Origin of the sequence: Legionella sp. PC1000 (genome assembly GCF_014109805.1) — a bacterium.
In the GTDB taxonomy this organism is placed as follows: domain Bacteria; phylum Pseudomonadota; class Gammaproteobacteria; order Legionellales; family Legionellaceae; genus Legionella; species Legionella resiliens.
Window position 1 is genome coordinate 788675 of record NZ_CP059400.1, and the last position, 24656, is coordinate 813330.

A 24656-nucleotide genomic window follows, 5' to 3' on the forward strand; every position below is an offset into this window, starting at 1 on the left:
CAATTTACCTAATGGTAGCCATTATATAAAATGAATCTTAAGTGACCATTAAGTGATTTCATTGAAAATAAAATGTTCATTATTGAGGGATTAAAATAATAAGAGAAAGAGGCTGTATTTTTATTATTTACTATATTTAAAATATACTTTCTTTGTTACTATCTTGATCTCAATGACTCTTTTTTTGGTGATATACGCCAAATAATAAATAAAATTCATTGATATTTATTTGAGATACTAAAGAGAAAATGGCACAGGACAGTGAGGCGGTAATGACATATCTTAAGATTAATCAAATAACTGCGGCAGAAGGTAAGATTATGACTCTCTTAAAAAAATTAGGTTTGGATCCTGATGATCGAATGTTGAAAACCCTTGAAGAGAATCCTGAGTATATTAATCGGCTTGCCTCCTTATTCATGCGCTTAAAAAAATGCAACATTAAGCTGAATGATACCCTTCATAGCCTCATTGCAAGTAACGTTTCTTATGCAGGAAGTCTAAGCAATTTATTAGATTTTATGCACAATGAAAAAATAGATGTAACTCTTTTTCCTCTAGAGCGTTTATTTGCTGCTGCACAATCAGACACAGCGTTAATACAGGGAATGCAGCTGCTCAAAACGCGTACCCCCCTTGATTTGACTACTTTAAAACTTTTCTTTGCCTATCCTGCGCACTCTTTATTGCTTGCTGATTTAATCATTAATTTTCAACAGCACGCTTATCCTACAGAGAAAATAGTCGAAAAACTCCATAAGTTTTCTGCAAAAAATATGGATACGGCTATAAGACTGCTTACCCTCCTTTTAAATAAAAATCTCTATTATTTTGAATGTTTCGATGTTCTTGCAAAGCACCAGGAGTATATCGATAAAATTTATGAGGGCACGGCGAAACTTACTGCAAAAAATAAACTCGCAGCAAGTTACTTCAGTGTCATTGAGAATAATCCAAAGAATGCCAATGTCCTAGCTAATCTTATTTTGCTATTACATAAAGAGTCACTCATTGATTATAGAAAAACAGAAGATTTATTAACGGTAAGCAAATTGGAAGTTGGAGCATTCCATTTCTTGAGTCACCTGCAGCAAGCAGGTATGTTAAATTCTGAAAGTTATAACAAAGTGTGTCGAGATACTTCAATCCTCACTCAGAAAGAGGTCATGGAGTTATTCAGTAGTCTTCCTTTATTTGAAGCATTCGATAAAGTCGAATTAGAAGAAATGCTTCGTTTAATTGCCGAACCTGGTGAGTCCCATGTAGGTGAATTTATTGAAATGATTGAAAAGCATCAATTAATTAAAAACCAAGTTTTAAATAAATGAAATTTGCTTTAAGATAAGCATTTGTGTTATATTTTCCTCCTTTGAGAACAATTTACGGACAGAGGTATGGCTGGACATAATGACACCAAAAGCTTAGAAATACCGAGCATGAGCACCCAAACTATGATTCAAGGTTTAAATCCTGGAGTTATCCAAAAAGTAGTGAAACCCTCTTCTTCTGGAAATGATAAAGAAGAAAAAACTTCTATAAGTAATGCTTTTCTTAAGCGCTTGAATAAATTGGGTCTGGGAGATGATCCTCGAATGCTCAATCTTATTACAAGATATCCTGACTGTGGTAACCGGCTGATTTCCGTATTTAAGACATTGAAAGATCTCAAAATTTCTCTGTCTGATCCACTCGAGAACATTATTACCCAAAATATTTCCAATATTGGTGGAGCGGTTAATTTATTGAGCGTGATGAATGAACTCGATATCAATCCTAATTCTGTTCCAATGGAACTGTTGTTTAAGGCTGCACGCTCCGATTCAACGGTGGCACAAAGCGCACGAACGCTACATGATGCACGTCTCCTTGATAAATCGAGTTTTAATTTAATCCTTGCTTATCCTGATGAATCAACCAATATTTCCCAATTACTTATTGAACTGCAGGAACATGCATACAACCCCGACTCTTTAATAGATAAACTTCGTGCAAGTTTGATTTCAACACCGCACATGAATACAACGCTGAGTCTGCTTAATCTATTATTAACAAAAGACATTTATGATCTGGGGGTCGTTGATATTCTTTTAAGACAAGAACGATTCATCGATAGAATTTATGAAGGTGCTAAAAAGCTTTCAGCAGTGCCCGAATTGTTAAATAACTATTTTGACTTACTAGAAAGAAATCCCGAAAATGCTAATATTTTTGCGAAAAATCTTTTGTTATTACACAGTGTCTCACTTATTAGTCGGTGTTCATCAAAGGAAGACTTTTTAAAGGTAAGTCAATTGGGTGTCGGGGCATTTCATTTCATGAACTACTTGCAGCAAGCCGGCATGCTGAATGCTGAAAATTATCAAAAAATTTATGAACATAATCGCTTTTTAGAAAGGGAAGACGTCGCTCCGACATTAACTGGTCTTCCTTTAATGACTCAATTCACGAAAGAAGAATTAGAGAAAATGTTGGCTTTAGTGTCTAAGCCTGCAATTTCCATTACCCAGAGCGATGTGGGTCGATTTAATGATGTCCTAGAGGAACATCAATTTCATATGAGTAAACAGTTGGGTCCACGTCAAGGCACAGCGCGTTAATCAATAAGCAAGCAATGAAACTTGCTTGCTTTTCTTTCCATGAAAGGACATTTCCATGCCCATTATGTCGAACTTAAAAGATGCATCCAATTTTTTTAAGGGCTTGGTGGTTCCTTAAGCTGTTGCATCTTAAGCTGTTGTATCCTAATCTGCTGCATAATTACTTGCTTTTCCGCCTCCTCCTTTTGCTGTCGAATGGCAATAGAATCATTTATTGCATTAATCGCATGTTCTTGCTCAATGACAGCTTCACTGTCTAGAGATGTATTTGCATCTGTTGGCACATCGGGATAAGCCACTTGTGGAGGATTATATCCAGGAGCATAAGTGTAATGGATTGGTTGATATGTGGTACCAACTACATAAGCTGATGGTTGTCCACAGCCGGTTAGAATAAGTATCATTCCCAAGCTAATAAAATAGGTAACTTTTATCATAAAAATCGCCTTTAAGGCATACAGGAAATCAACCCTATTACCTTTTTGGTTAATTTGTATAATTATAGAACAGAAAGAGCATTATTTTAACAATTCGAGGAAACCTGGATGTATTTAATTATGTTGGAAAAACCTGGGCGTCATTGTTCTGTACCCAGGCTTGCGGTTAAGCGTTATAAAGGCTCGAGGAAATTTCCTAGATTAGGCTTTTGACCCAAACGGTATTGATAGACTATATAGAAAGCCATAATATTTTTTAAATAGTTACGCGTTTCTTGCCAGGGAAGGGTCTCTATCCATACATCAATTTCTTTAGGGGGATGCGTTTTTAACCAAAAAACCACCTGTTTGGGTCCTGCATTATATGCTGCTGCAATGAGTATTGGATGGTTGCCAAAGCGTTTTGCAAGTTGTTTTAAATAAGCCACTCCGATATTGATGTTCTTTTGAGACAAGAACAATTGCTTTTGATCGTTATAAGGAATCTTATCTGCTTTTGAGACTACTCTCGCGGTATAAGGCATAACTTGCATTAAGCCCCGAGCACCTACCGAAGAAGTCGCATCGTCTCTGAATCCGCTTTCCTGACGAATGATGGCATAAATAAATTCTGGAGCAACCGCATATTTTTTAGAATAAAGCGAGACACTGTCTTTATATGCCAGAGGAAATCTTAACGAAAGTTGATTATTCAGGGTCTCATTATTGCTTAAGTAAACCGATTTACCATGCCATTGCAATTGCTTATCTATCCAATAAACCAAAGCGCTTGCCTCGTCTTTAGGTAATTCACTGATGAAATCATTGAGTAGGCGTGATGCCTGCAAGGTTTGCTTGGTCATGTAGAGTGTTTGAATTTGATCAATAAACGCTTGATAGGGTTTCAATACATCCAGATTTGTTGTAGGAACTTCATTGGCAAAACTGGGCGTTTTATTAAGACGAAGGCTTGCAAGAAACCCATAATACTGCCTATTTTTTGCAAGAGTTTCGTAAAGAACCTGTGCTTGTGCTTTTTCCCCTTGTGCTTCTAAAGAACGTGCTAGCCAATATTGCCAACAGGGTTCATCTTTATGTTTTGAATCATTAATTAATGCAGTGACTTGTGCCCAGTTTTTTCGTTTTAAAGCAAAGCGTATTTGCCAGTCCAATAACACATCATTGTAGTATTGTGGTTTTACTTGGGCAAACCATTGTAATGCATCTTCATGATTACGCATGGCTTTATAAAGAGCTACATGAGCTAAAAAAGCTTGTTGTTGTGCTTGGGTAAGCATTTTTTGGGTTTTGCTTTGTTGCCATAGGTTAAGCGCTTTATCCATATTAATCGAAACCATACGCTTCAAGCCGTAGAGATAGATGTCATCATTTAATTCCCCTGGGTTTAGTTTACTGATGTTCTCAGGATTTTGATAAACAGCAATTAAAGTATTCAGTTCTAGTGGATGAGGTTTTTTGTATTTCGTTAATAAATAGCGGGCTAATTGGATATTGCGTCGATCCAAAGCCAGGGCAATTCGTTGGGTAATTAAGTTTTGATCAAAATTATTATCTTTCAGAAGCAAGTCAAACAAACTGTTGCAGGAGGGGGGCCTTGAATCACCATTTAGCCACAGTGGAATGGATGCTTTTAATGCTTCCTGTTGCTTGCCTGTATTGTAATTTGCAATCTGTTCATAACAAACGAGATTGAGGTCGTTAGAGGGTTGATAATATTGACTAAATTGAGTCCAGTCCTTGCTTTTGGCTAACTCATACAGCCATTTTTCACGTAATTTGGTCGATAAAGGTGTGGTTCCGCTAATGAACTCCAAGAATGGCGCACTGGGTGTCGTAGTCGGTAACTTTTGACTAAAGGACAAGTAGTTATTAAAACGCTCCATATATTGTTCTCCCGAAAGGGCGAGACAACTCTGGAAATTAATAAATACGCATAAGAATAGAATAAATTTTTTCATAACTTTTCTTAATTAATGTCCTTTGATGGTTGCTAATTGTTTTCGCATGGCATCAATTGTTTCTTTGTAATTGTTGCTCTTGAATACTGCAGCACCAGCCACAAATTGGTTTGCACCTGCGCGCGCCAAAGTAGCAATATTATCTATGGTCACGCCACCATCGACACAAAGGTCGAGTTGAGGATAGCGTTCGCGGACTTGGGGTATTTTATCAATAATTTCAGTGATAATTTTTTGTCCTCCAAAGCCAGGATTCACGGTCATGATTAGGACAAAGTCAAGTTTATGAGCGCACCAGGTTAATACTTCAATTGGTGTTGCCGGGTTTAATACAAGACCTGCTTCACAACCTGAATCTTTGATAAGCTTTAAACTGCGGTCCAGATGAATGGTTGCATCAGGATGAATACTAATTCGTTTTGCTCCAGCTTTTGCGAATGCTTCAATCAATGTATCAACGGGGTTGATCATGAGATGGACATCAATAGGGAGCTTCGGGAACCGTTTGAGTAAGGCTTCACAGAACGCAGGGCCAAACGTTAAATTGGGGACATAATGATTATCCATAACATCAAAATGAATAAAATCTGCGCCTGCATTCATAACTGCTTCTACTTCATCACCCAGACACGTAAGATCTGCAGATAAAATGGAGGGTAAAATATGATAAGTCATACAGTATTTTTTTTAATTTGAATAAGTAGGTATATCATATGCTGTCTTGAAAAAACATTCTACGATGTTAAGCAATGAGTGTGGTATTTAATTGTTTTTGATACACTCATATGAGTGCTTCGCCGAGTTCTTGCACTTGAGAATTTGGTCAAAATATGAGACAATATGGTTCTATTTCTGCTCTTGTAATTTTGAAATTTATCTCAAGATCAGGGGTTGTTAAGCCTTTCGCTAGCCTGAGCTAAAATGGTCTGGTTCTCGAGTACCGAAGCAGCTACAGGTAGTAGAAATGTAAACAGACCCTTGGGAAATTACAGAGACCTAATCATGCTTTTTAGGGAGAATAATATGAGTCAAAACTGGCCTACCAGAGACAAAGATTTACAAACCGCCCGTGTGATTATGGAAGAATACGCTAGTGAGCGTGAAAGTGATACATTAGGTCTTTTTGAAATTGTTGTAGATCAAGCGGAAAAAAAAATGAGTTTCCGTTTATCAGGATGGGTTGTCATTTTAGCAAAACATTTTAATTCAACGTATGGCGTGAGCCAGGGTGATTTTATAACACGGCAAGTCATTACACGTTGTCTGACTCAAGGACACACATTACATTAAACGCAGACCCTAGCCTAGGGTCCTCTAATTAATATTGATTTGATGTGACTGCAGATAGTGAGAAAATTTCTTCGCATGATGCCTCAAATAACTCGGACAGGTGCTAAGCATTTAACTTCCCGGGTTTATGGCACTTTCCTCATCTACTCTTAGAATTGATACAGGTATTTATTATAATTTTGTTTGAACTCATCGGAATTTTGATATTGAACCAAGGCTTGGTTTAGTTTTGTTAATAAATCAGAATTAGCAGGATTAACAGCTATCCCATAGCCATAACCGTACATATAGCGTGGGCCTATTAATCTAAATGTGTTTGCTGAATTGGACGCCCAGTAAGTCGCCGTCGGGTTATCCAGAAGAATAATATCTACATTTCCTGCACTTAAAGCTGCGAGTTGCTCTTGAATGCCGCCATAATACTTCACAGTGGGATTTTTTACCCCCATCTCCTTAATTTGGTCGAAAAATACCGTGCCAGTTTCCAATCCTATTTTTTTAGTATTTAAGAGATCCAGGCTAAACGATTCTTTTGTATTAGACATTCTTTCTAGGTTCCGTGAACCAATTTTCTAGCGCATCCATATAAGCGCTCCGGCCAAATGTAAGAACCCGGAAAAAGCGGTCGTTGTTTTATCAAAACGAGAAAAAACACGCCGAAAGTGTTTGATTTTGGAGAAAAAAGCTTCAACTAAAAACCGCTCTTTGTACTGCTCTTTATCGATTTTTCTTGGGTTCTTCGCATTCTTTTTTGACGGAATGGTTGCAATACAGCCTTGACTCTCCAGTGTGTCAACAAGTGCCTGTGAATCATATCCTTTATCTGCAAGAACTATCGTGTCACGCTGCTCCTTCAATAGCTCTGCTGCTTGAGTAATATCGTTTCGATGTCCCCCGGTCAGGATAAACTTAATCGGATTCCCCAGTCCATCCACCAAAGCGTGAATTTTAGTGGTAAAACCTCCTTTACTGCGCCCCAATGCCTGAGCATCATTCCCTTCCTTGTCGTAACCAGATGCACACGCATGCGCGCGCACTATGGTGGCATCAATCATGACGGCTTGATCATCAACATCGCTAACTGAAGACATTAAGCCAGTCCAAATGCCGCGATCTGACCACATTTTATATCGCTTGTGAATTTTACGCCAATGTCCGTAATAGGGCGGGAGCAGGCGCCATTGACAGCCTGTACGTAATACATACCAGACTCCTTCCACAAAGCATCTTGTCTTCTCATTATTCTTAATGTGCAATCCTTTTACTCCTTGCAGAAAAGAATAAATTGTATCCCAGACTCGTTCTGATATATTATTATACATGTAGGCAGTTCCATTAGTGTTGTTAACGATCGCAATCGAATTTCACTATAAAAACTGCCTACTTTTCAAGTAATTAAAAAAATTGGTTCACGGAACCTAGAAATCGAGAGAAGCTTTGCAGATAGGGTAGGCTGAAATTGACTATTTTTGCGCGTTCAGTAGTTATAGTTATCGAGCTGAGTGCGACATCTACTTTTTGACTAGCCACTGCATCAAGTAATTGATTGAAACGCATCACATGGAAGACACAAGTCCTATTCATGATTTTGCATAGACTGTTTATCATATCCACATCAAAACCAAAGAGTTGATTATGATTTCCTTGCATGACGAACGGAGGATCAAAGCTTTCGACACCTACATTTAAAGGTTCACCTTGAGCAAAAAGTGAAGAAGTGAAACAAATAAATGCAATCAGAATTAAACGGATCATTTTATATTATAGAATTGTTATTGATTTTTATAGGTTATATTATAACGGCAGTATTCATTTTGGAATGAAAAAAATAAAATTTATGCAAATCGAAATTCCTGAGTTATTGCAATCAAAAGCATGGTTCATTGAAAAGCATCTGTCCGATTTGCACCATCCCTTGCGTGAAAGTGTCATCAAATTACTCCTCATCAGTGATTATGCATGCAGGCAAATTCAAATATTAAAAGCATTACTCATTGAGGATAAGTGTTCTTCTTTGATGGCACGGGAAGATTATTTTCGTACTTTGAAAAATGTGTCATTTAATGTGCCGCAAGCAGCTTATTTGCGTGCATTACGTCATTTCCGCAATACGCATTTTTTGCGGTTGCTTCTTCTTGAAATATCCGCTATTGCCAATACAGAGCAGATTCTGCATGCCTGGTCTGATTGTGCTGATGCGCTTATTTTGCATGCGCTAGAGTATTGTAAACAAGGTTTGTCCTTACGTTATGGTATTCCACGTGATGCAGAGGGAAATGAAGTAGAGTTATTTACTCTGGCCATGGGGAAACTAGGGGGCAGAGAGTTGAATTACTCTTCTGATGTAGATCTTATTTTTGCTTATACGGTGGTAGGAGAAACTGATGGTGAAGAGCGCATCGATAATCAACACTATTTCAGTAGATTAGTACAGCAATTTGTACAGACCTTACAAAATGTAACCCCGGATGGGTTTGTATTTCGAGTCGATTTAAGATTACGGCCTAATGGAGACAGCGGCCCACTGGTTTCAAGCTTGGCTGCCATGGAAACTTATTACCAAGAACAAGGTCGTGATTGGGAACGCTATGCTATGGTTAAGACACGGGTAATTACTGAGAAGGTGGATGAGATACAGCCATGGTTTCAGCGATTGATTGTGCCTTTTGTATATCGCCGTTACGTAGATTTTAGCGTAATTGAATCGTTGCGAAGTATGAAGGCGATGATAGAGCGAGAGGTGCAAATAAACCCTCGGCTGGATGATATCAAGCGAGGCAAAGGCGGAATCAGAGAAGTAGAGTTTGTTATTCAGAATTTTCAGCTAATCCGCGGGGGACGTTTGCCGCAATTACAAGAGCAAAATGCTTTGTCGGCTCTTGCTGTTTTAAAGCATGAAAAATTGTTACCGCATACTGATGCTTTAAAACAGGCTTATCTTTTTTTACGCAAACTCGAAAACACACTCCAGAGTTTAAATGATCAGCAGACTCACTCTTTGCCAGAAGATCCAGTGAAACAGGTACAAATTACTTTGACGATGGGGTATCGTTCCTGGGACGATTTAATTAACAAATTGCATAAATATCAACGGATTGTTAGTTATGCTTTTCATTCAGTGCTGGGCAAAGTCAAAGACTATGAAGATGAAAAAAGATTACTAACGAATCAGTTAGCTAGCCTTTGGCAAGGGCATGTTGAGACCACGATGGCAATTAATTTATTAGCCAGCTTAGGTTTTGCCAATGCCCCTCATTGTTATCAAATGATTCATTCCTTTCGTCATAGTCCTCGTTGTCGACGTTTAACACAAGGCGCACGAATGCGTTTGGATCGATTCATGGTGATGTTGCTGGTTGAATTGACTCAGGTTGAAAAAACGGACGAGGTTTTATTGCACGTGATGCATTTGCTCGAAAATATTGTGGGACGGAGCGCGTACCTTGCTCTATTAACAGAGAATCCACAGGTTTTAACCGAATTATTGTTTTGGTTCGCTCAAAGTCCATTTATTACTTCCTTGCTAGTAAATCAACCCTTTTTATTGGAAGTATTGCTGGATCAGGGGCAAGAATGGCGGCCTCAGTCGTTGCATCAATTACAAAGACTATTAACTGAAAAATTAGCGCATCATCATGATGTTGAAGTGCAAGAGGAAATCTTACGTCAATTTAAGCTAACCAATTGGTTAATGGCTGCACGCGCGGAACTTTATGGATTCTGCAATGCTGTGCGTATTGGACAATTTTTGTCGGATGTGGCTCAAGTCATTGTAAGCCAGGTTTTAGTTATTGCCAGCGAACAGTTATGTTCCCGATATCCAGAAATGGAACACACAAAATCACATTTTGCGATCATTGCTTATGGAAAGTTAGGTAGTCGTGAAATGAATTACGCTTCTGATTTGGATTTGGTGTTTTTACATTCGGCAAAACTATCAGAAGAAGCCTTAATTACTCGTTTAACTCAAAAAATTTTGCATATGTTGACTACTCGCTCCCAATCTGGGGTGCTTTATACAGTAGATACACGTCTTAGACCATCCGGAGCAGCGGGGTTATTGGTGAGCCATGTTGATGCTTTTGTTGAATATCAAAAGAATCAGGCATGGACTTGGGAGCACCAAGCTTTATTAAAAGCGCGTATTTTGACAGGAAACGCAAGGATTAGGCATGCTTTTTTGCAGTTGAAAAAGTCCGTATTGTTATTGGCGCGCGATAAACCTACATTACTGCATGATGTGGTGGCGATGCGATCCAAAATGGAGCAGCATCACGATCGAAATCCTATTTCTGGTGGTCTATTGGATTTGGAATTTTTAGTACAGTTTTTAATGCTTCATTTAGGAGATCCTTCCTTAGCCCGATATACAAATACATTAACCCAACTTCATCATTTATTTTTAGCAGGGGTCTTAAATAAAAAACATTACTCTTTGTTAAAGAAAGCCTATAAAAAACACCATCAATTATTGCATCAAAATTTATTGCGCCCAGGGATTGGAGAGTACAAAAACATGCAGGATGAAATACTGGCTGTATGTAAAGCGCTTTTTAACACAGCTTTTGTATAAGAGATTAGGGTGTATCTCCTAATCTCTCTTGCTGCCAAAGAGAACCTTCCTGATGGTTTCTTTGGCCAAAAATAGGAGGGATTAGTTATTATTTGAATTCAGCGTAAAGATCGTACTCATCACTATCCGTAATCAAGACCTCTGCAAAAGACCCCACTTTGACCCCGGGGGTTGGCGGTAAAATAACGACACCATCAATTTCCGGAGCATCACTTTGGCTTCGTGCAATGATTTGTTCCTGATTGACTTCATCAATTAATACGGTTTGCATACTGCCAATTTTATTTTCGAGCTTATCGCGGCTAATTTCTGCTTGTAATTGCATGAAGCGATGATAACGTTCTTCTTTAATTTCTTCCGGTACTGGGTCGCTTAACTCATTTGCTTTGGCGCCTTCAACTGGAGAGTATTTGAAACAACCTACTCGATCTAGCTGAGCTTCCTCGAGGAAGTCGAGCAGCTCTTCAAATTCTTCTTCGGTTTCTCCGGGAAAGCCAACAATAAAAGTCGACCGCAGGGTAATCGTCGGGCAAATTTCTCGCCAAGAAGCAATGCGCAATAAAGTATTTTCACTGCTTGCGGGGCGCTTCATTGCTTTGAGTATTCGCGAATTGGCATGTTGTAATGGAATATCCAAATACGGGAGGATAAGGCCGTCTCGCATTAAAGGTATAATTTCGTCTACATGGGGATAGGGGTAAACATAATGCAGACGAATCCAAATGCCAAGGGCCCCTAATTGCTCGCATAAATCATAAAAACGGGTGTTAACGGTTTTTCCTTTCCAGCTTACTGGTTGATAGCGTGTATCCACACCATAGGCACTCGTATCCTGAGAAATCACTAAGATTTCGTTAACACCTGCATCTTTTAATTTTTGGGCTTCCGTTAGGACTTGAGCCATTGGGTAACTTTGCAATTTTCCACGCATGCTAGGAATAATGCAAAAAGTACATTTTTGATTGCATCCCTCAGAGATTTTCAAGTATGCATAATGACGTGGAGTTAGTTTAATTCCCTGAGGGGGAATAAGTTGGGTAAAAGGATCTGCAGGCGGGGGTAAATGCTGATGAACCGCATTGACCACTTCTTCATAGGCGTGTGCACCACTAATGTGCAGAACATCTGGGCATGCTTCTTTAATAATCTCTGCTTTAGCACCTAGGCAACCCGTGACAATAACACGCCCGTTTTCTGCCATTGCTTCTTTAATCGTATCTAGCGATTCTTTAACGGCGCTATCAATAAATCCACAGGTATTGATAACTACTACACCTGCATCTTGATAACTGGACACTAATTCATATCCCTGAGCACGCAATTGGGTGATGATGCGTTCTGAATCTACCAGAGCTTTGGGACAACCCAGGCTAACAAAACCTACTTTATGATTCATAAAACTCTAACTGTAAAAAAAGTGAACGAATTATACCTCTTAATGCGCCTTTTTGTCGACAGGATTATGGTAAATTTAAGTTATTTTAAGTTGCGGTTTTTATGGTACTTATGAGGCTTTTCTTAAAATTTTTTCATCCCGTTTCACGCTCCTTCCTACGTACCACGCTTTATGCGCGGTATCCAGGAGATCGATCTCTTTTGAAACTGAACTCAAATATATCTTGGTATCTTTCTGGATACCGCGCATAAAGCGCGGTACCTAGGGGAAATTATATGACAGTAACCTATTCTTTAAGTTTGCGACTACCTCCCTAGCAATCATCTTTGTCTTTTTATTATTGTGTCTATTGGATTATTTTGATTTAAAAATGCATGTACTTTGGCCATGGTTTCGTTCCACGAGGGGAAATTGTGATAAGCAGCAAGCGAAGAAAAACTCATCTCTTGTAATAATCCCCGGTTTTTAATTAATTTTATAATGTACTCCCTGAGCATGGTACTGTCGCCAGGAGTTATCAAGAACCCGTTAATTGCATCATTTACAATCTCAGGCACGCCGCCAGTATTCGTCGCAATGACTGGAATGCCTGCTCCCATTGCTTCCGTATAAACAATTCCGTAGCTTTCGAAATAAGAAGGAACAATGAGTAGGTGCTGCGAAAGGAGTTCTTTTTTTAAATTTTCAATATCAAGTAAGCCATGAATTTTTATATTATCCTCAAGTTTTAAATAAGTAATCATCTTGAATATTTTTCTTGTATACCTCAAATCAAAATGAAGATCGCCAACAATTGATAATTGCCAAGAGTTGTAATCTATTTGTGATAGAGCCTGGAGCAGGACATGCAGCCCCTTGTTATACAAGAGGTTGCCAATAAAAATAATCATGAGCTTATTGTCTTGGCATTTAAGCTTGATGTTATCCCTTAAAATATCCAGTTGCAGGCGATCTTTTCCAGGATAGGCAATTAAGGAGTTATGGTTTTTCCCAATAATTTTCGAAATGGATTTTTCTGTGGAAATGCTATTGAAAATAAAACCGTTTACCGATTTAAGGTAGATACTCTCTATTTTTTTAGTGAGCCATTTCCTTAAAGAATTTTGCAATGCATTTGCCTGTAAAAGATGAACAATACTTATAATGGGAAAATTTGCTATTTTTTTTAGTTTTTTATTTAGAATAAATAATGAATTAAAATTCATCTCATCTTCTAAAAGGACATCAGGAGAAAATTCAATAATTTCATGGATTAGTTTTTTCGAAAAATTATTTCTGATTAATCCCCAAAAATTCTTTTTCTCTTGCGAAAAAATCTTAACAACCACACCTTGTGAACGTAAATATTCAACTAACTTATAATCATAAATATATCCACCGGTAGTGGTAGTGATAGACCCATAAAGAATTAATCCTACGCGCATTTGGTTTCTCTATAACTGGCTTGAGCAATATCATCCTCCCATAATCTAATCGTAATTTGACTGTCAACCGGGAGGTCAATGTGATTATTAAATTTTTGCCAGAGAATTTTAGAAAACAGTTCGAGACTCGGATTTTGGTTTTTAAATTCAGGAAGCTCATTTAATATCTTATCCTGAAAATAAGATATTAATTGATCGATATGCGCCCTGACTTCAACGATATCAATCAGAAAATTGAACTCGTCAAGCTCTGTATTTGCAATTTCCAATTCAAAACTATAGTGGTGGGAGTGTCTTAAATTTTCTGCTCCAAAATCTTTCCCAATCAAGAAGTGTTGTGCAATGAAATTTTTTCTTAACATTAAATGATGCATCATTTTACTCCCCATAGGTTAAAGTGATAAATAAAGTATCATGTGGATTAGAATCCAATAATTGATAGGCTTTATTCGCATCAGTAATATGAAATTTATGAGAAATGAACCGTTCCGGCTTTATTTTCTCCAACATTTTAAAAACAACTTCGAATCGTCGATCTTTTGTCCATCTCCCTTGGAGTTCAGAGGCAATCGTACTGACCTGACTTGCAATGACTTTAATACGATTTCGATGAAAACGCCCCCCTAAATCAATAGCACATGGTTTTCTTCCATACCAAGATCCCAGAATGATGCGCCCTTCATAAGCAGCAAATGAGATAGCGCTATTGAGTGCATCAGGATTACCTGTCAATTCATAAATAAGATCGATCGTGTTTGATTTTACGTTTTTAAGGTAATTGGTTACCTGCGAATGAAGATCAGATTGGGATGCATCAAAAGTACGTTCAGCTCCTAACTGCATACAAAGATTTCTTCTTTTGGCATGTAAATCAATCCCAAGAAGACTGGTTAACGGGAATTGTTGCAATAAAGCAGCAGTAAGAAGGCCCACAATTCCAAGCCCCAAAATAAGTACGTTTTCTCCGATTAAAGGGGAACCATCCAATACCAGGTTTATTGCTGTTTCCATATTGGGTATAAATAATGCGTCATAAGGAGATATGTGCTCCGGTAACACAATAATTTGTGTTTCCTTGGCACAAAAATAACTTTCGTGTGGATTAAATACAAACACCCATTGATTGAGTAAATGGTTTAATTTTCTATTACCTGCTTCAATTACTTTCCCAATAGAACAATAACCGTACTTGAATGGGTAACTTAGTTTATGTTTCAGAGAAGGAATTGTTTCATCCAGGCACAGCTCAGTGGGCATTAAGCCGCGATAAAAAAGCATTTCTGTACCCGAACTTATTCCTGAAATAATGTTTTGAATCAACACTTCATCCGTTTTCGGTCTTGGAATAGATTCTTCTAAGACAGATACTTGCTTGGGTTGATTAAAATAGAGCACATGATTTTTCAAGTTGGATTCCTTTCTATATCAGCCATGATGATAATGTCTTTGCCTAATTTATACTGAAGTACATTTTTTAATTCAGGAAACCCCAAATTTTCCTTAATTTCTTTGGATAAAACAGAAACTCCGCCGACAAAAATTGGAGCCACGGTAATGATTACTTTATCCACATGATTTTCATTAATGAAATTAGTAATAATGGCTCTTCCCCCTTCAACCATTACTGTTTTAATACCAAAAATAAATAATTTCTCCAGAGTTTGACTTAAATCAATACGACCATCTGCAGTTGCATCCACTACCACAATTTTAGCATTCATTTCTGTAAGAAGTTTTTGTTTTTCAGGATTGGCTTGCTTTGTTGTAAAAATGATGGGGGGATTGGAGTTTTTTAAAACTCGCGCAGTTAAAGGAGTGCGGAGCTTACTGTCTAAAATGACCACTTGTGGATTCTTTCCTTTATAATGGCGTACGGTGAGAAGAGGATCATCCGCAATAACCGTACCTACTCCAACCAATATTGCATCATTTTCAGAGCGTAATTTATGGGTCATTACCAGCGATTCTTGAGAACTGAGCATCAGTCTTTTTTTTCGGTGAAATGAAATAGACCCATCCAGGCTTTGTGCATAAGCCAAGGTCACTACAGGTTTTCTTTTTTTAAAGAAAGAGGAACATTTTTCATACAATTCTTTAAGATCATTCTCTTCAAAAAAATGATTCATTTTTTGTTTTTTAGTTAACAAGTAAAAAGCATTTTGAGGATGAACAGAACCTTTAATAGGAACTCTTGAAGTAACATTCAAATTATACTGATTCAGCGCTTCTATTTTTTGAGGATTATTAGTAAGCAACCGCAGCGATTTAATTTGTAACTCTTTTAAAATATGAGCAGCTACCTCATAAGATCGTTCATCTTCCTCATGACCTAGCGCGAGGTTGGCGTCAACTGTGTCTTTTCCTTGATCCTGCAAATTGTAAGTATGCAATTTGTTAATTAAGCCAATCCCTCTTCCCTCTTGTCGGAGGTAAATAATAATGCCGCGTCCTTCAATAGCAATTTGACTCATGCTCATTTGCAGTTGTTCCCCGCAATCACAGCGCAAAGAGCCCAGGATATCGCCAGTCATGCATTCTGAATGAATTCGCACTAAAATATCATCTGCATGGTGCACTGCTCCAAAGGTGAGCAAAAGATGTTCTTTATCATCTTGATTCGTAGTAAATAATGAAAGTTCAAAAGAACCATATTTTGAAGGAATTGCAGCAGAAACTTCTTTTTTTACAATGAGTTGATTATCCATAATCAAATCCTTAGACGGAATCTCCGACTCTTATGTTTTTCAGTGCCTTTATAACTATAGTTCATTAAAATTATGGGTCAAATTTTATTCAAAGAAATTATAAAATAGTCAAACCTAAGAAAAACCTGGGTCAGAAGGCCAAAGCAATTACATGACAGGGAGTTAAAACAATGCTGCAGCCTCTGTAGTTTATATACTTCGCAAAATCCCCCACAAGCCATAATTCTTTCTTAATGCCCAATAATTATACTACCTGAAAATAAATTATCTAAAACTATAAAAAAAGCAATAAATGAATGTAAAAATATGGAGTCGCTAAAATGTCCCAGATAACTGGCCGAGATATTTACTCACTTAATGAATGGCAAACTATTTTGCTTTCTTCAAGTTATAATAAAGAAAATAGAATTATTATTGAAATAACGGATGCGATAACAAAATACCACCAAATTGAAAAGAAAAAAGCAGACAACATCATTGGCCGCAAAGAAGCGTTATGTCGCATAGAAAAATTGTGTGAGATTTATATTGCAGGGCGTGGAGACGCTTTATGCCAAAAACCAAAGGGGTCCCCCAAAAAACTAGAAAGCAGTATCGATTACTGGATTTTGTCATTGCAAAAAAAGTCTAATCATAAGTCACAATACCTTAACAAACTAGAATCGTTCTTAGCTAATGCTAAATCGCATCATATTAATCGCAATGAAATGATTGAACATCTAAAAGTACGCAACAAATCGAACACACACTCGCGATTAAAATTATTTAGTGGGACCTATCTCGAAAAAATTGATCCATTACATCGTCAATTTGAATTTAATATGAATAGATTACCTAATAAAAAATTCGGACTAAATTCTGCATTTTTAGACTGGGTAGAAAGCAATGAGACTACTTCATTCTTTCTATGGCTGGAAGATCATGAGGTATTAACCCAAAATCGAGTTTCTAAAGAAAAGTACGAAATTAGTTTGATTGATTATAATTTGAAGGCTGCACATATTGCGACATTTAAAAATATTGATGGGCAAAATTATATTGTTTCAAATCCCCAAAATAGCGATGAAGAAACTGAGAAATTAAATTCAAGACAAATGAAAAATTACAGCTTTAAAATGGGTACGGCATATGGATCAACAGCATTTGTATGGTGCATTGATAATGAAAATCAGTTTCTTACCCATCCTCATCAAGCTGGCAAATTCCATCATTCTTCATTGAGTGCGGGGAAAAGTGTCCGATGCGCAGGTATGTGGGTAGTAAACGATGGAATTATTACACACATAAGCAATAGCAGCGGACATTACAGGCCAAGCTCGCTTTCGTTTTATTTGCTCATCAAATTCTTAGAAAGCAAGCAAGTGATTAATGATAATACGAGGGTAGCTGATTTGCGCAAACCCGATGAACTTGTCGATCCCAACCAACCATTTGGATCCACAAAAAGCCTCTATGCTCCCCTAAGAGCCTATCTTGATTGGGCTGAGCAATTATCTGAAGTACGGGAATACCTACAGACCGTCAATACAAGTGACGATACACCAAACGTGAAATGCATTATTTTTTAATTCAATCTCCAAGCCATCGCCTCTGAATGTGAGGCTAAAATGGCGGCTTTTATACCGAACAAATAGAACCATGGGATGGTCAACATTGTTTGTTGTATTTTCAGGATATTGTCTCCAGGTTCTAAATTAATTTCTTTTTAAAGTTTCGGGCATCAAAGATAAAAAAAGAATCAGGCCAATCAGTGCAAAGAAAGCCAAAGTATAAAAGCCCATATTATAATTATATAATTTTACAATGTATCCGCTGGCAAAATTACTAATTGCATAGGCCAAACCTTGGCAAAGAACCATCAATCCAAGCATAAAATTAAACCGGCCGGAATGTGTCGCAAGTTCTGAAACCATTACAATGCCAATTACACCAAAAATACCGCCACTTATCCCATCCAAAATCTGTAGTGCAATAATAAAATAGGGGTTGTGGGAAAAGGTAAACAAAATTGCCCGTATAAAAACACAAAGAAATGCAAGTAAAAATAAAGGCTTACGCGGAATATTTTTAATGAAATATACTAAGAGAATTGAAACGAACATCATGACTATATGGGATATTATTATACTATTTGCCATAAAAATGGAGCATGCTTTTGTGCTGACTTGCACAAAAATCAAGCCAATCAGTGTCAATTGTGCTGCACTAGAAAAATGAAATAAAAAAACAGAAATCAGGAAAATAATATTGGTGCGCGAGAGTAAGATTTGTTTAAGAGATACAATTTCCTTTTTTTCAGTATCCAAATCTACAGGTGCTAATTGGCGTGCAATATCATGATCAATATCCTTTTCTTTAATCAGGAAAATTGGCAAGATGCCTAAAATGGAAAAAAGGCCATATGAGTAGATAATCCAAATATTTCCGCTGTAATAAGAGCATACGCCAACAATTAGGGCGAGAATTATATTGCCAGCATGACCTAATGTTTCATTAATGCTTTCTCTTTGTGGAAATTTTCTTGTTCCAACTAAACCAAGTGTTATGGCTACGATTGCTTTGGGCATAATTGCCGTTGCCAAACCAATCAAAATTTGAGCGCTTATTATTGCTGGAAAATAAGGAAATTGGGCAATGAGAAAACAACTTATTGCAAAGATTAAACAACTTCCTACCAATAAGAGGCGTTTTATTTTGTATGCATCAATAAGTAATCCACTAGGGATTTGATTGAGCATATTTGCAAAATTCATTATTCCGAGAGTAATACCAATCTGACCAGGGTCCCATTGCAATTCTGCTTTTAGATAAATTGTTAGAAAAGGGCTGATGCCAGTTTGGAGACCGGCAAGTAAAAGAATGACACAACTTAAAGCAAAATAGCTTTGAAATGATGTAATTTTTTTCATTTATGGATAATTCACATTACAAGAGTAATCAATATTTATCATCTTAGAGACGGTGAACAATTCGCCCGGGGGTGCCTGCAACCCGCGTTTTATGCCTAAGAGTTTTTCTCATAACCTAAACAGGAAAAAATTGTTCTACAGTCTAGAGTGCTGCTTAAAAGACTGTCATCCCTGCGCAGCAGGAATCCATCGACAATGTACATCTAAACTTAGTCAGAATATTCTATTGATCCCCCAATGTGGCAATACTGCTCTATCGCATTTGGACTCTACGTTGATATTCTTGCAGTAAAAAATATGGAACTATATATGTGGCGTTCCAGTAATTTAACATAACGTATCTAAGAACATAAAAAAAATTTAGTCTATGGATTCACTTCTAGTCTATCTTTTTTAAAGTGTTTAAAAATTTACTTGCAGAAATTTCACCAACCAGTTTGAGCCCCTTGATCTCATTGCCTTGAGCATCTAAAAATATAAAAGTGGGTGGGGCTACAACATGGAAATAATTAAGTAGCGCTTTATCGTCAGCATTATTTTTTGTGACATCAATTTTAATTACGCTAAAACGTGCTAAGGCCTCTTGTACACGAGGATCTTTAAATGTAGTTGCATCCATCACCTTGCAGGATGTACACCAATCGGCATAAAAATCAAGCATTACCGGTTTGCCCTGAGCATTAGCGATTGCTTGCTTTATAGTGCTTAAATTTTGTTCTTTCTGTGTTTTGGCCGGGGCAGCGTTTGCTGATTGGATTGTTAAGGGTTGCAAGGGATTTGTTGCACCCATGCTGGCACCTACCAAAATCAAGAATCCATAGACGAGTAGAATAAGTCCCACTCCTTGGTTGAATTTTTCGCGATGCGTTGCAGAATACGTAAGAGCACCACTGTAAATTCCTGAAAAAATAAGTAAGCATGCCCATAAGATCATGCTGACTAATGGAGGGGCTATTCGAGAAATAAGCTCAATGGCAGCAGCAATAAAAAAAATGCCAAACAGTGCCTTGATGGTATTCATCCAGCTGCCTGTCTCCGGCAACCATCTACCTGCGGAAGTACCGATGAGAAGTAATGGTGTGCCCATCCCCAAACCTAAAACGAACAAAGTCAGGCATCCTAAAAGAACATTTCCACTTTGGGCAATATAGGTTAATACTCCAATTAATGGAGCAGTAACACAAGGTGAAAGGATTAAAGTAGATAAGCAGCCCATGACTGCAGCCCCAAGATAGTGGCCGCCTCGTCGATTACTGGAACCGTGTATTTTCGCCTGCCAAGAATGCGGTAATTTGAATTCATAAAATCCAAACATGGATAAGCCTAATAGAATAAAAATTAGACTAAATATCCCAATGGACCAGGGAGATTGCATACTAATTTGCAGATTGGCTCCAAGCAAGGCCACTACTGCACCGATGATTGAATAGGTAATGGACATGCTCAGTACATAACTTAATGAGAGAAAAAAGGCTTTGCTTGTGGTAATTTCCTTACCATGCCCAATAATAATCCCGGATAAAACAGGGACCATGGGCAAAATGCATGGGGTGAATGATAAAAGCAAACCAAAACCATAAAAGGTAAGCAGAATCAGGAACCAATTGTGGCTTAAAAAGATTTTAGTGACGCTGTCATTTTGTGATTCTTCAGTGTCTGCTGTCTGGGTGCTTGAAGGTCCCTCCAGACTTACTTCCGCTAAAGCCAAACCTTCATCTATGGTGAGCTGAATTGTTTTCGTTTCTGGGGCATAGCAAAAACCATCATCAGAACATCCCTGGTAATGCAAATCAATTAAGGCTTGTCCTGGATTATTCCCTAAAATTCCAACAGGAATGGAAACTTGGTTGCGATAAACAGTATACTTATGTCCTTGTTTGTCAACTTTGTGTTCTGTCGGTGGGAAACGCAAAGGGCCTAAGTGAATTGTACCGTTTGTATTTGTTGTTAATTTAATGCGATCACTATAAAGAAAGTAATTAGGTTTTACCTCGAAATTGATGGCAAAAGTATTGGGATCAATTTTGTTTACATTAACACGAAATACTTCTGCAGCAGGAAGTGGGTTTGCATGTAGAGCAAATGTAGTTATATAACAAAATAATAGTAAAAACCATTTTCTCATTCTGAAAACCTTTATAATACAGAGGAGTAAATTTATATATGTAACTATATCAGAACATCATGGGGTATGAATAAAATTAAAACTAAAATTTTTTTTTATTTTTACCCTTGAAACTCTTTGTCTTGTCCCCATATGACAGTCAGTAACATTGCAAATTGACTTTAAAGTTTAATTAATCAGGAGATAAAAGTATGAAAATTCGTCCTTTACACGATCGAGTTGTTGTTCGTCGTATGGAAGAAGAGCGTACCACAGCGGGTGGTATTGTTATTCCAGATAGCGCTACTGAAAAACCAATGCGCGGTGAAATCATTGCTATTGGTGCGGGTAAGATATTAGACAATGGTGACGTTCGTGCTTTGGCAGTAAAAGTGGGTGATATCGTTCTGTTTGGTAAATACTCAGGTACCGAAGTGAAAATCGACGGTAAAGAAGTGGTTGTGATGCGTGAAGACGACATCATGGGTGTAATTGAGAAGTAATCGTTTCATTAGGAGAGAGAGATAATGGCTAAAGAATTACGTTTTGGTGACGATGCGCGTCTACAAATGTTAGCTGGTGTTAATGCATTAGCGGATGCAGTACAAGTAACCATGGGTCCACGTGGACGAAATGTAGTATTAGAAAAAGCTTATGGTGCACCTACTGTAACTAAAGACGGTGTGTCTGTAGCTAAAGAAATCGAATTTGACCAACGCTTCATGAATATGGGCGCTCAAATGGTTAAAGAAGTTGCTTCTAAAACTTCTGATACTGCTGGAGATGGTACTACTACCGCTACTGTATTGGCTCGTGCGATTGTGGTTGAAGGTTATAAAGCAATTGCTGCTGGCATGAATCCTATGGATTTGAAACGCGGTATTGACAAAGCGGTAACTGCAATCACCAAAAAATTACAATCAATGTCTAAGCCTTGCAAAGACAATAAAGCAATTGCTCAAGTAGGTACTATTTCTGCTAACTCTGATGAAGCAATTGGTTCTATTATTGCCAGTGCAATGGATAAAGTAGGTAAAGAAGGCGTTATTACTGTTGAAGACGGTAATGGTCTTGAAAATGAATTATCTGTTGTTGAAGGGATGCAGTTTGATCGTGGTTATATTTCTCCATACTTCATCAACAACCAACAAAACATGACTTGCGAGCTTGAGCATCCATATATTCTATTGGTTGACAAGAAAATCTCCAGCATTCGTGACATGTTGTCTGTATTGGAAGGCGTTGCAAAATCAGGCCGTCCATTATTGATTATTGCTGAAGATGTTGAAGGTGAAGCTTTAGCAACTCTGGTTGTAAACAACATGCGTGGTATCGTTAAAGTATGCGCTGTTAAAGCTCCTGGTTTTGGTGATCGTCGTAAAGCAATGTTGCAAGACATCGCAATTCTGACTCGTGGCGAAGTAATTTCTGAAGAAATTGGTAAGAGCTTAGAAGCTGCTACTTTAGAAGATTTGGGTACTGCAAAACGTATCGTAGTAACCAAAGAAAACACCACGATTATTGATGGTGAAGGTAAAGCTGCTGAAATCAATGGCCGTATTGCTCAGATTCGTGCTCAAATCGAAGAAACTACTTCTGATTACGATCGTGAGAAATTACAAGAGCGTGTTGCTAAACTTTCTGGCGGTGTTGCGGTTATCAAAGTGGGTGCTGCTACTGAAGTGGAAATGAAAGAGAAGAAAGCTCGTGTTGAAGATGCATTACATGCTACTCGTGCTGCAGTAGAAGAAGGTATTGTAGCGGGTGGTGGTGTTGCTTTAATTCGTGCACAAAAAGCTCTGGATTCTTTGAAAGGCGACAATGACGACCAAAACATGGGTATCAACATTCTGCGTCGTGCTATTGAAGCGCCAATGCGCCAGATCGTATCAAACGCAGGTTATGAAGCTTCTGTCATTGTAAACAAAGTATCTGAAAACAAAGACAACTATGGTTTCAATGCTGCCACTGGTGAGTTTGGTGACATGGTTGACATGGGTATTTTGGATCCTACTAAAGTAACTCGCATGGCATTACAAAATGCTGCTTCTGTAGCAAGTTTGATGCTGACTACTGAGTGCATGATTGCTGATTTACCAAAGAAAGATGAAGCTGCTGGTGATATGGGCGGCATGGGCGGAATGGGCGGTATGGGAGGCATGGGCGGCATGATGTAAGCCTCTCTCGTTCCTATTCCTTTAAAAACCCGCCTTGATGGCGGGTTTTTTATTACTGGATTTCTGATTTATATATGGGATATACGCAGCTTAGATTTGTCTAATTACGAGTTATTAGTAGCAATTAATCTAAACGCGATAATTCAGTCCAAAGCTCAATTGATTACTGTAGACTCGCAAAAACCTGGTGGGAGCGCCATTGGCTGGGACACCGTTTGAAGCTATGGTATCGTATTGTCCGCTATTAGTGGTTTGACCTATGGTTAAATAACTGTAATTGATATCGACGTCTAAGTGCTCCGTCACTCGAAAAAGACTGCCTGCACCAACTTGCCATGCAAAGCGGGTGATAGTACGTCCAAATTCATGTTGAACCGCCAGGGGCCAAAAAATAGTATTAGTTTTTGAGGTTGCTGCACCTACGCCGCCACCGAGATAAGGCTCAATTCGTTGATTCAGGGGGTAAGATAAATAGCCATTGATCATATAGGTGTAGGTGTTAATACGTCCATGAGCTGTTTCATTTCCATCATCTGTAACTGAGAAATGAATGTCTGGCAGTCCTTGCACTCGAAAATCTGTTCGGAAAAAAGGATTGAAACGATAACCAACTCCTAAGGAGTATCCCCAATTATCGCCTATAGAAGCCGCTGGTGGAGTAATTGCATTTGGAGAAAAAAAGGAAGCAGTCTCTGCTCGGTTAAAATCAAATGCATTGTAGGTGGCAAGTCCCACTCCATAAAAACCCTGCTCCTTTTTATAAGGTACAGGCCCCATATCACCTGAGTAAGCAGGGAGTATTGCTGCCGAAAAACAAAAGATCGCGACTTTTTTTAACCTAAGATGCATACCAGACACTCCGTTGTAAGATGAAATTCATCAGTTAGATGAAGATGGCTCAAGCAAACGATAAGTTAACGAACCCCCAACTTTATAGTTACAAAAAATAACTTTTAACACAATAAGCAATGTCGTTAAGAATTATGAAGCCCTTCAGGCAATTGGGGTAGTGTTGTATAGCACAGAAGAATTGCCGAATAAAAAACTAATTATAAATCCTAATTCGTTGATTAAAAATTCAATTGA

At 38.0% G+C, this 24656-nt stretch carries 21 protein-coding genes; 7 read left to right on the top strand and 14 right to left on the bottom strand.

All coding sequences use genetic code 11. From position 1 onward, the window contains the following. Positions 1–272 precede the first annotated feature (272 nt). Both FOLKNPGA_RS03400 and FOLKNPGA_RS03405 read left to right on the top strand, forming a co-directional pair. Positions 273–1328 (top strand): hypothetical protein, encoded by a 1056-nt coding sequence (locus FOLKNPGA_RS03400; RefSeq protein ID WP_182351757.1) that lies wholly within the window; start codon positions 273–275, stop codon positions 1326–1328. Positions 1329–1394: 66 nt separating this feature from the next. Next, positions 1395–2597, top strand: coding sequence for a hypothetical protein (locus FOLKNPGA_RS03405; protein ID WP_182351758.1), 1203 nt, complete (start codon positions 1395–1397; stop codon positions 2595–2597). Positions 2598–2692: 95 nt separating this feature from the next. Here FOLKNPGA_RS03405 and FOLKNPGA_RS03410 read toward each other — a convergent pair whose 3' ends face one another. The 3 genes from FOLKNPGA_RS03410 to rpe form a co-directional block, all read right to left on the bottom strand. After that, complete coding sequence (locus FOLKNPGA_RS03410) at positions 2693–3034, bottom strand: hypothetical protein (protein WP_182351759.1); 342 nt, start codon at positions 3032–3034, stop codon at positions 2693–2695. Between the two features lie 173 nt (positions 3035–3207). Next, positions 3208–4992, bottom strand: a complete 1785-nt coding sequence (locus tag FOLKNPGA_RS03415) for a transglycosylase SLT domain-containing protein (protein ID WP_182351760.1) — start codon at positions 4990–4992, stop codon at positions 3208–3210. 12 nt (positions 4993–5004) lie between these two features. Next, the gene (gene rpe, locus FOLKNPGA_RS03420; RefSeq protein ID WP_182351761.1) at positions 5005–5667 is read right to left on the bottom strand and encodes a ribulose-phosphate 3-epimerase; all 663 of its coding nucleotides are present in this window, start codon (positions 5665–5667) and stop codon (positions 5005–5007) included. Between the two features lie 348 nt (positions 5668–6015). Between rpe and FOLKNPGA_RS03425 the strand changes: the two genes are divergently transcribed. Then, entirely contained in the window at positions 6016–6282 is a 267-nt protein-coding gene (locus FOLKNPGA_RS03425) for a hypothetical protein (protein ID WP_058388603.1), read from the top strand. A 149-nt stretch (positions 6283–6431) separates the two neighbouring features. Here the strand turns inward: FOLKNPGA_RS03425 and FOLKNPGA_RS03430 are convergent, their stop codons facing one another. From FOLKNPGA_RS03430 to FOLKNPGA_RS03440, 3 genes are all read right to left on the bottom strand, one after another. Then, positions 6432–6827, bottom strand: a complete 396-nt coding sequence (locus FOLKNPGA_RS03430; protein WP_255466047.1) for a transporter substrate-binding domain-containing protein — start codon at positions 6825–6827, stop codon at positions 6432–6434. Positions 6828–6854: 27 nt separating this feature from the next. Continuing rightward, the gene (locus tag FOLKNPGA_RS03435; protein WP_058441825.1) at positions 6855–7604 is read right to left on the bottom strand and encodes an IS5 family transposase; all 750 of its coding nucleotides are present in this window, start codon (positions 7602–7604) and stop codon (positions 6855–6857) included. Positions 7605–7677: 73 nt separating this feature from the next. Further along, positions 7678–8037 (bottom strand): transporter substrate-binding domain-containing protein, encoded by a 360-nt coding sequence (locus FOLKNPGA_RS03440; protein WP_255466048.1) that lies wholly within the window; start codon positions 8035–8037, stop codon positions 7678–7680. A gap of 64 nt (positions 8038–8101) precedes the next feature. Here FOLKNPGA_RS03440 and glnE point away from each other — a divergent pair, with 64 nt between their 5' ends. Beyond that, positions 8102–10855: a bifunctional [glutamate--ammonia ligase]-adenylyl-L-tyrosine phosphorylase/[glutamate--ammonia-ligase] adenylyltransferase gene (glnE, locus tag FOLKNPGA_RS03445; RefSeq protein ID WP_182351762.1), complete on the top strand. Its 2754-nt coding sequence runs from the start codon at positions 8102–8104 to the stop codon at positions 10853–10855. 88 nt (positions 10856–10943) lie between these two features. Here the strand turns inward: glnE and rimO are convergent, their stop codons facing one another. The 5 genes from rimO to ribA all read right to left on the bottom strand — a co-directional run bounded on the left by rimO (position 10944) and on the right by ribA (position 16380). After that, positions 10944–12251, bottom strand: coding sequence for a 30S ribosomal protein S12 methylthiotransferase RimO (rimO, locus tag FOLKNPGA_RS03450; protein WP_182351763.1), 1308 nt, complete (start codon positions 12249–12251; stop codon positions 10944–10946). A gap of 320 nt (positions 12252–12571) precedes the next feature. Then, complete coding sequence (locus FOLKNPGA_RS03455) at positions 12572–13675, bottom strand: glycosyltransferase family 4 protein (RefSeq protein ID WP_182351764.1); 1104 nt, start codon at positions 13673–13675, stop codon at positions 12572–12574. Continuing rightward, positions 13666–14052, bottom strand: coding sequence for a 6-carboxytetrahydropterin synthase (locus FOLKNPGA_RS03460; protein WP_232890546.1), 387 nt, complete (start codon positions 14050–14052; stop codon positions 13666–13668). The genes FOLKNPGA_RS03455 and FOLKNPGA_RS03460 overlap by 10 nt, the downstream gene beginning before the upstream one ends. Before the next feature lies 1 nt (position 14053). After that, positions 14054–15082 carry a zinc-binding alcohol dehydrogenase gene (locus tag FOLKNPGA_RS03465; protein WP_182351765.1) on the bottom strand — a complete coding sequence of 343 codons (1029 nt, stop codon included), beginning with the start codon at positions 15080–15082 and terminating at the stop codon, positions 14054–14056. Beyond that, positions 15079–16380 carry a GTP cyclohydrolase II gene (gene ribA, locus FOLKNPGA_RS03470; protein ID WP_182351766.1) on the bottom strand — a complete coding sequence of 434 codons (1302 nt, stop codon included), beginning with the start codon at positions 16378–16380 and terminating at the stop codon, positions 15079–15081. Before ribA ends, FOLKNPGA_RS03465 begins: the two co-directional genes overlap by 4 nt. A gap of 320 nt (positions 16381–16700) precedes the next feature. Here ribA and FOLKNPGA_RS03475 point away from each other — a divergent pair, with 320 nt between their 5' ends. Beyond that, complete coding sequence (locus FOLKNPGA_RS03475) at positions 16701–17948, top strand: hypothetical protein (RefSeq protein WP_182351767.1); 1248 nt, start codon at positions 16701–16703, stop codon at positions 17946–17948. Between the two features lie 126 nt (positions 17949–18074). Here FOLKNPGA_RS03475 and FOLKNPGA_RS03480 read toward each other — a convergent pair whose 3' ends face one another. After that, a complete protein-coding gene (locus tag FOLKNPGA_RS03480) occupies positions 18075–19289 on the bottom strand; it encodes an MFS transporter (RefSeq protein ID WP_182351768.1) in 1215 nt (404 codons plus the stop codon). A gap of 379 nt (positions 19290–19668) precedes the next feature. Continuing rightward, a complete protein-coding gene (gene dsbD / locus FOLKNPGA_RS03485; protein ID WP_182351769.1) occupies positions 19669–21414 on the bottom strand; it encodes a protein-disulfide reductase DsbD in 1746 nt (581 codons plus the stop codon). Positions 21415–21605: 191 nt separating this feature from the next. Here dsbD and groES point away from each other — a divergent pair, with 191 nt between their 5' ends. After that, the gene (groES, locus tag FOLKNPGA_RS03490; RefSeq protein ID WP_019234809.1) at positions 21606–21896 is read left to right on the top strand and encodes a co-chaperone GroES; all 291 of its coding nucleotides are present in this window, start codon (positions 21606–21608) and stop codon (positions 21894–21896) included. A 24-nt stretch (positions 21897–21920) separates the two neighbouring features. Beyond that, complete coding sequence (gene groL / locus FOLKNPGA_RS03495; RefSeq protein ID WP_182351770.1) at positions 21921–23570, top strand: chaperonin GroEL; 1650 nt, start codon at positions 21921–21923, stop codon at positions 23568–23570. Between the two features lie 129 nt (positions 23571–23699). Here the strand turns inward: groL and FOLKNPGA_RS03500 are convergent, their stop codons facing one another. After that, positions 23700–24419 (bottom strand): outer membrane protein, encoded by a 720-nt coding sequence (locus tag FOLKNPGA_RS03500; RefSeq protein WP_182351771.1) that lies wholly within the window; start codon positions 24417–24419, stop codon positions 23700–23702. Positions 24420–24656: the final 237 nt, after the last annotated feature.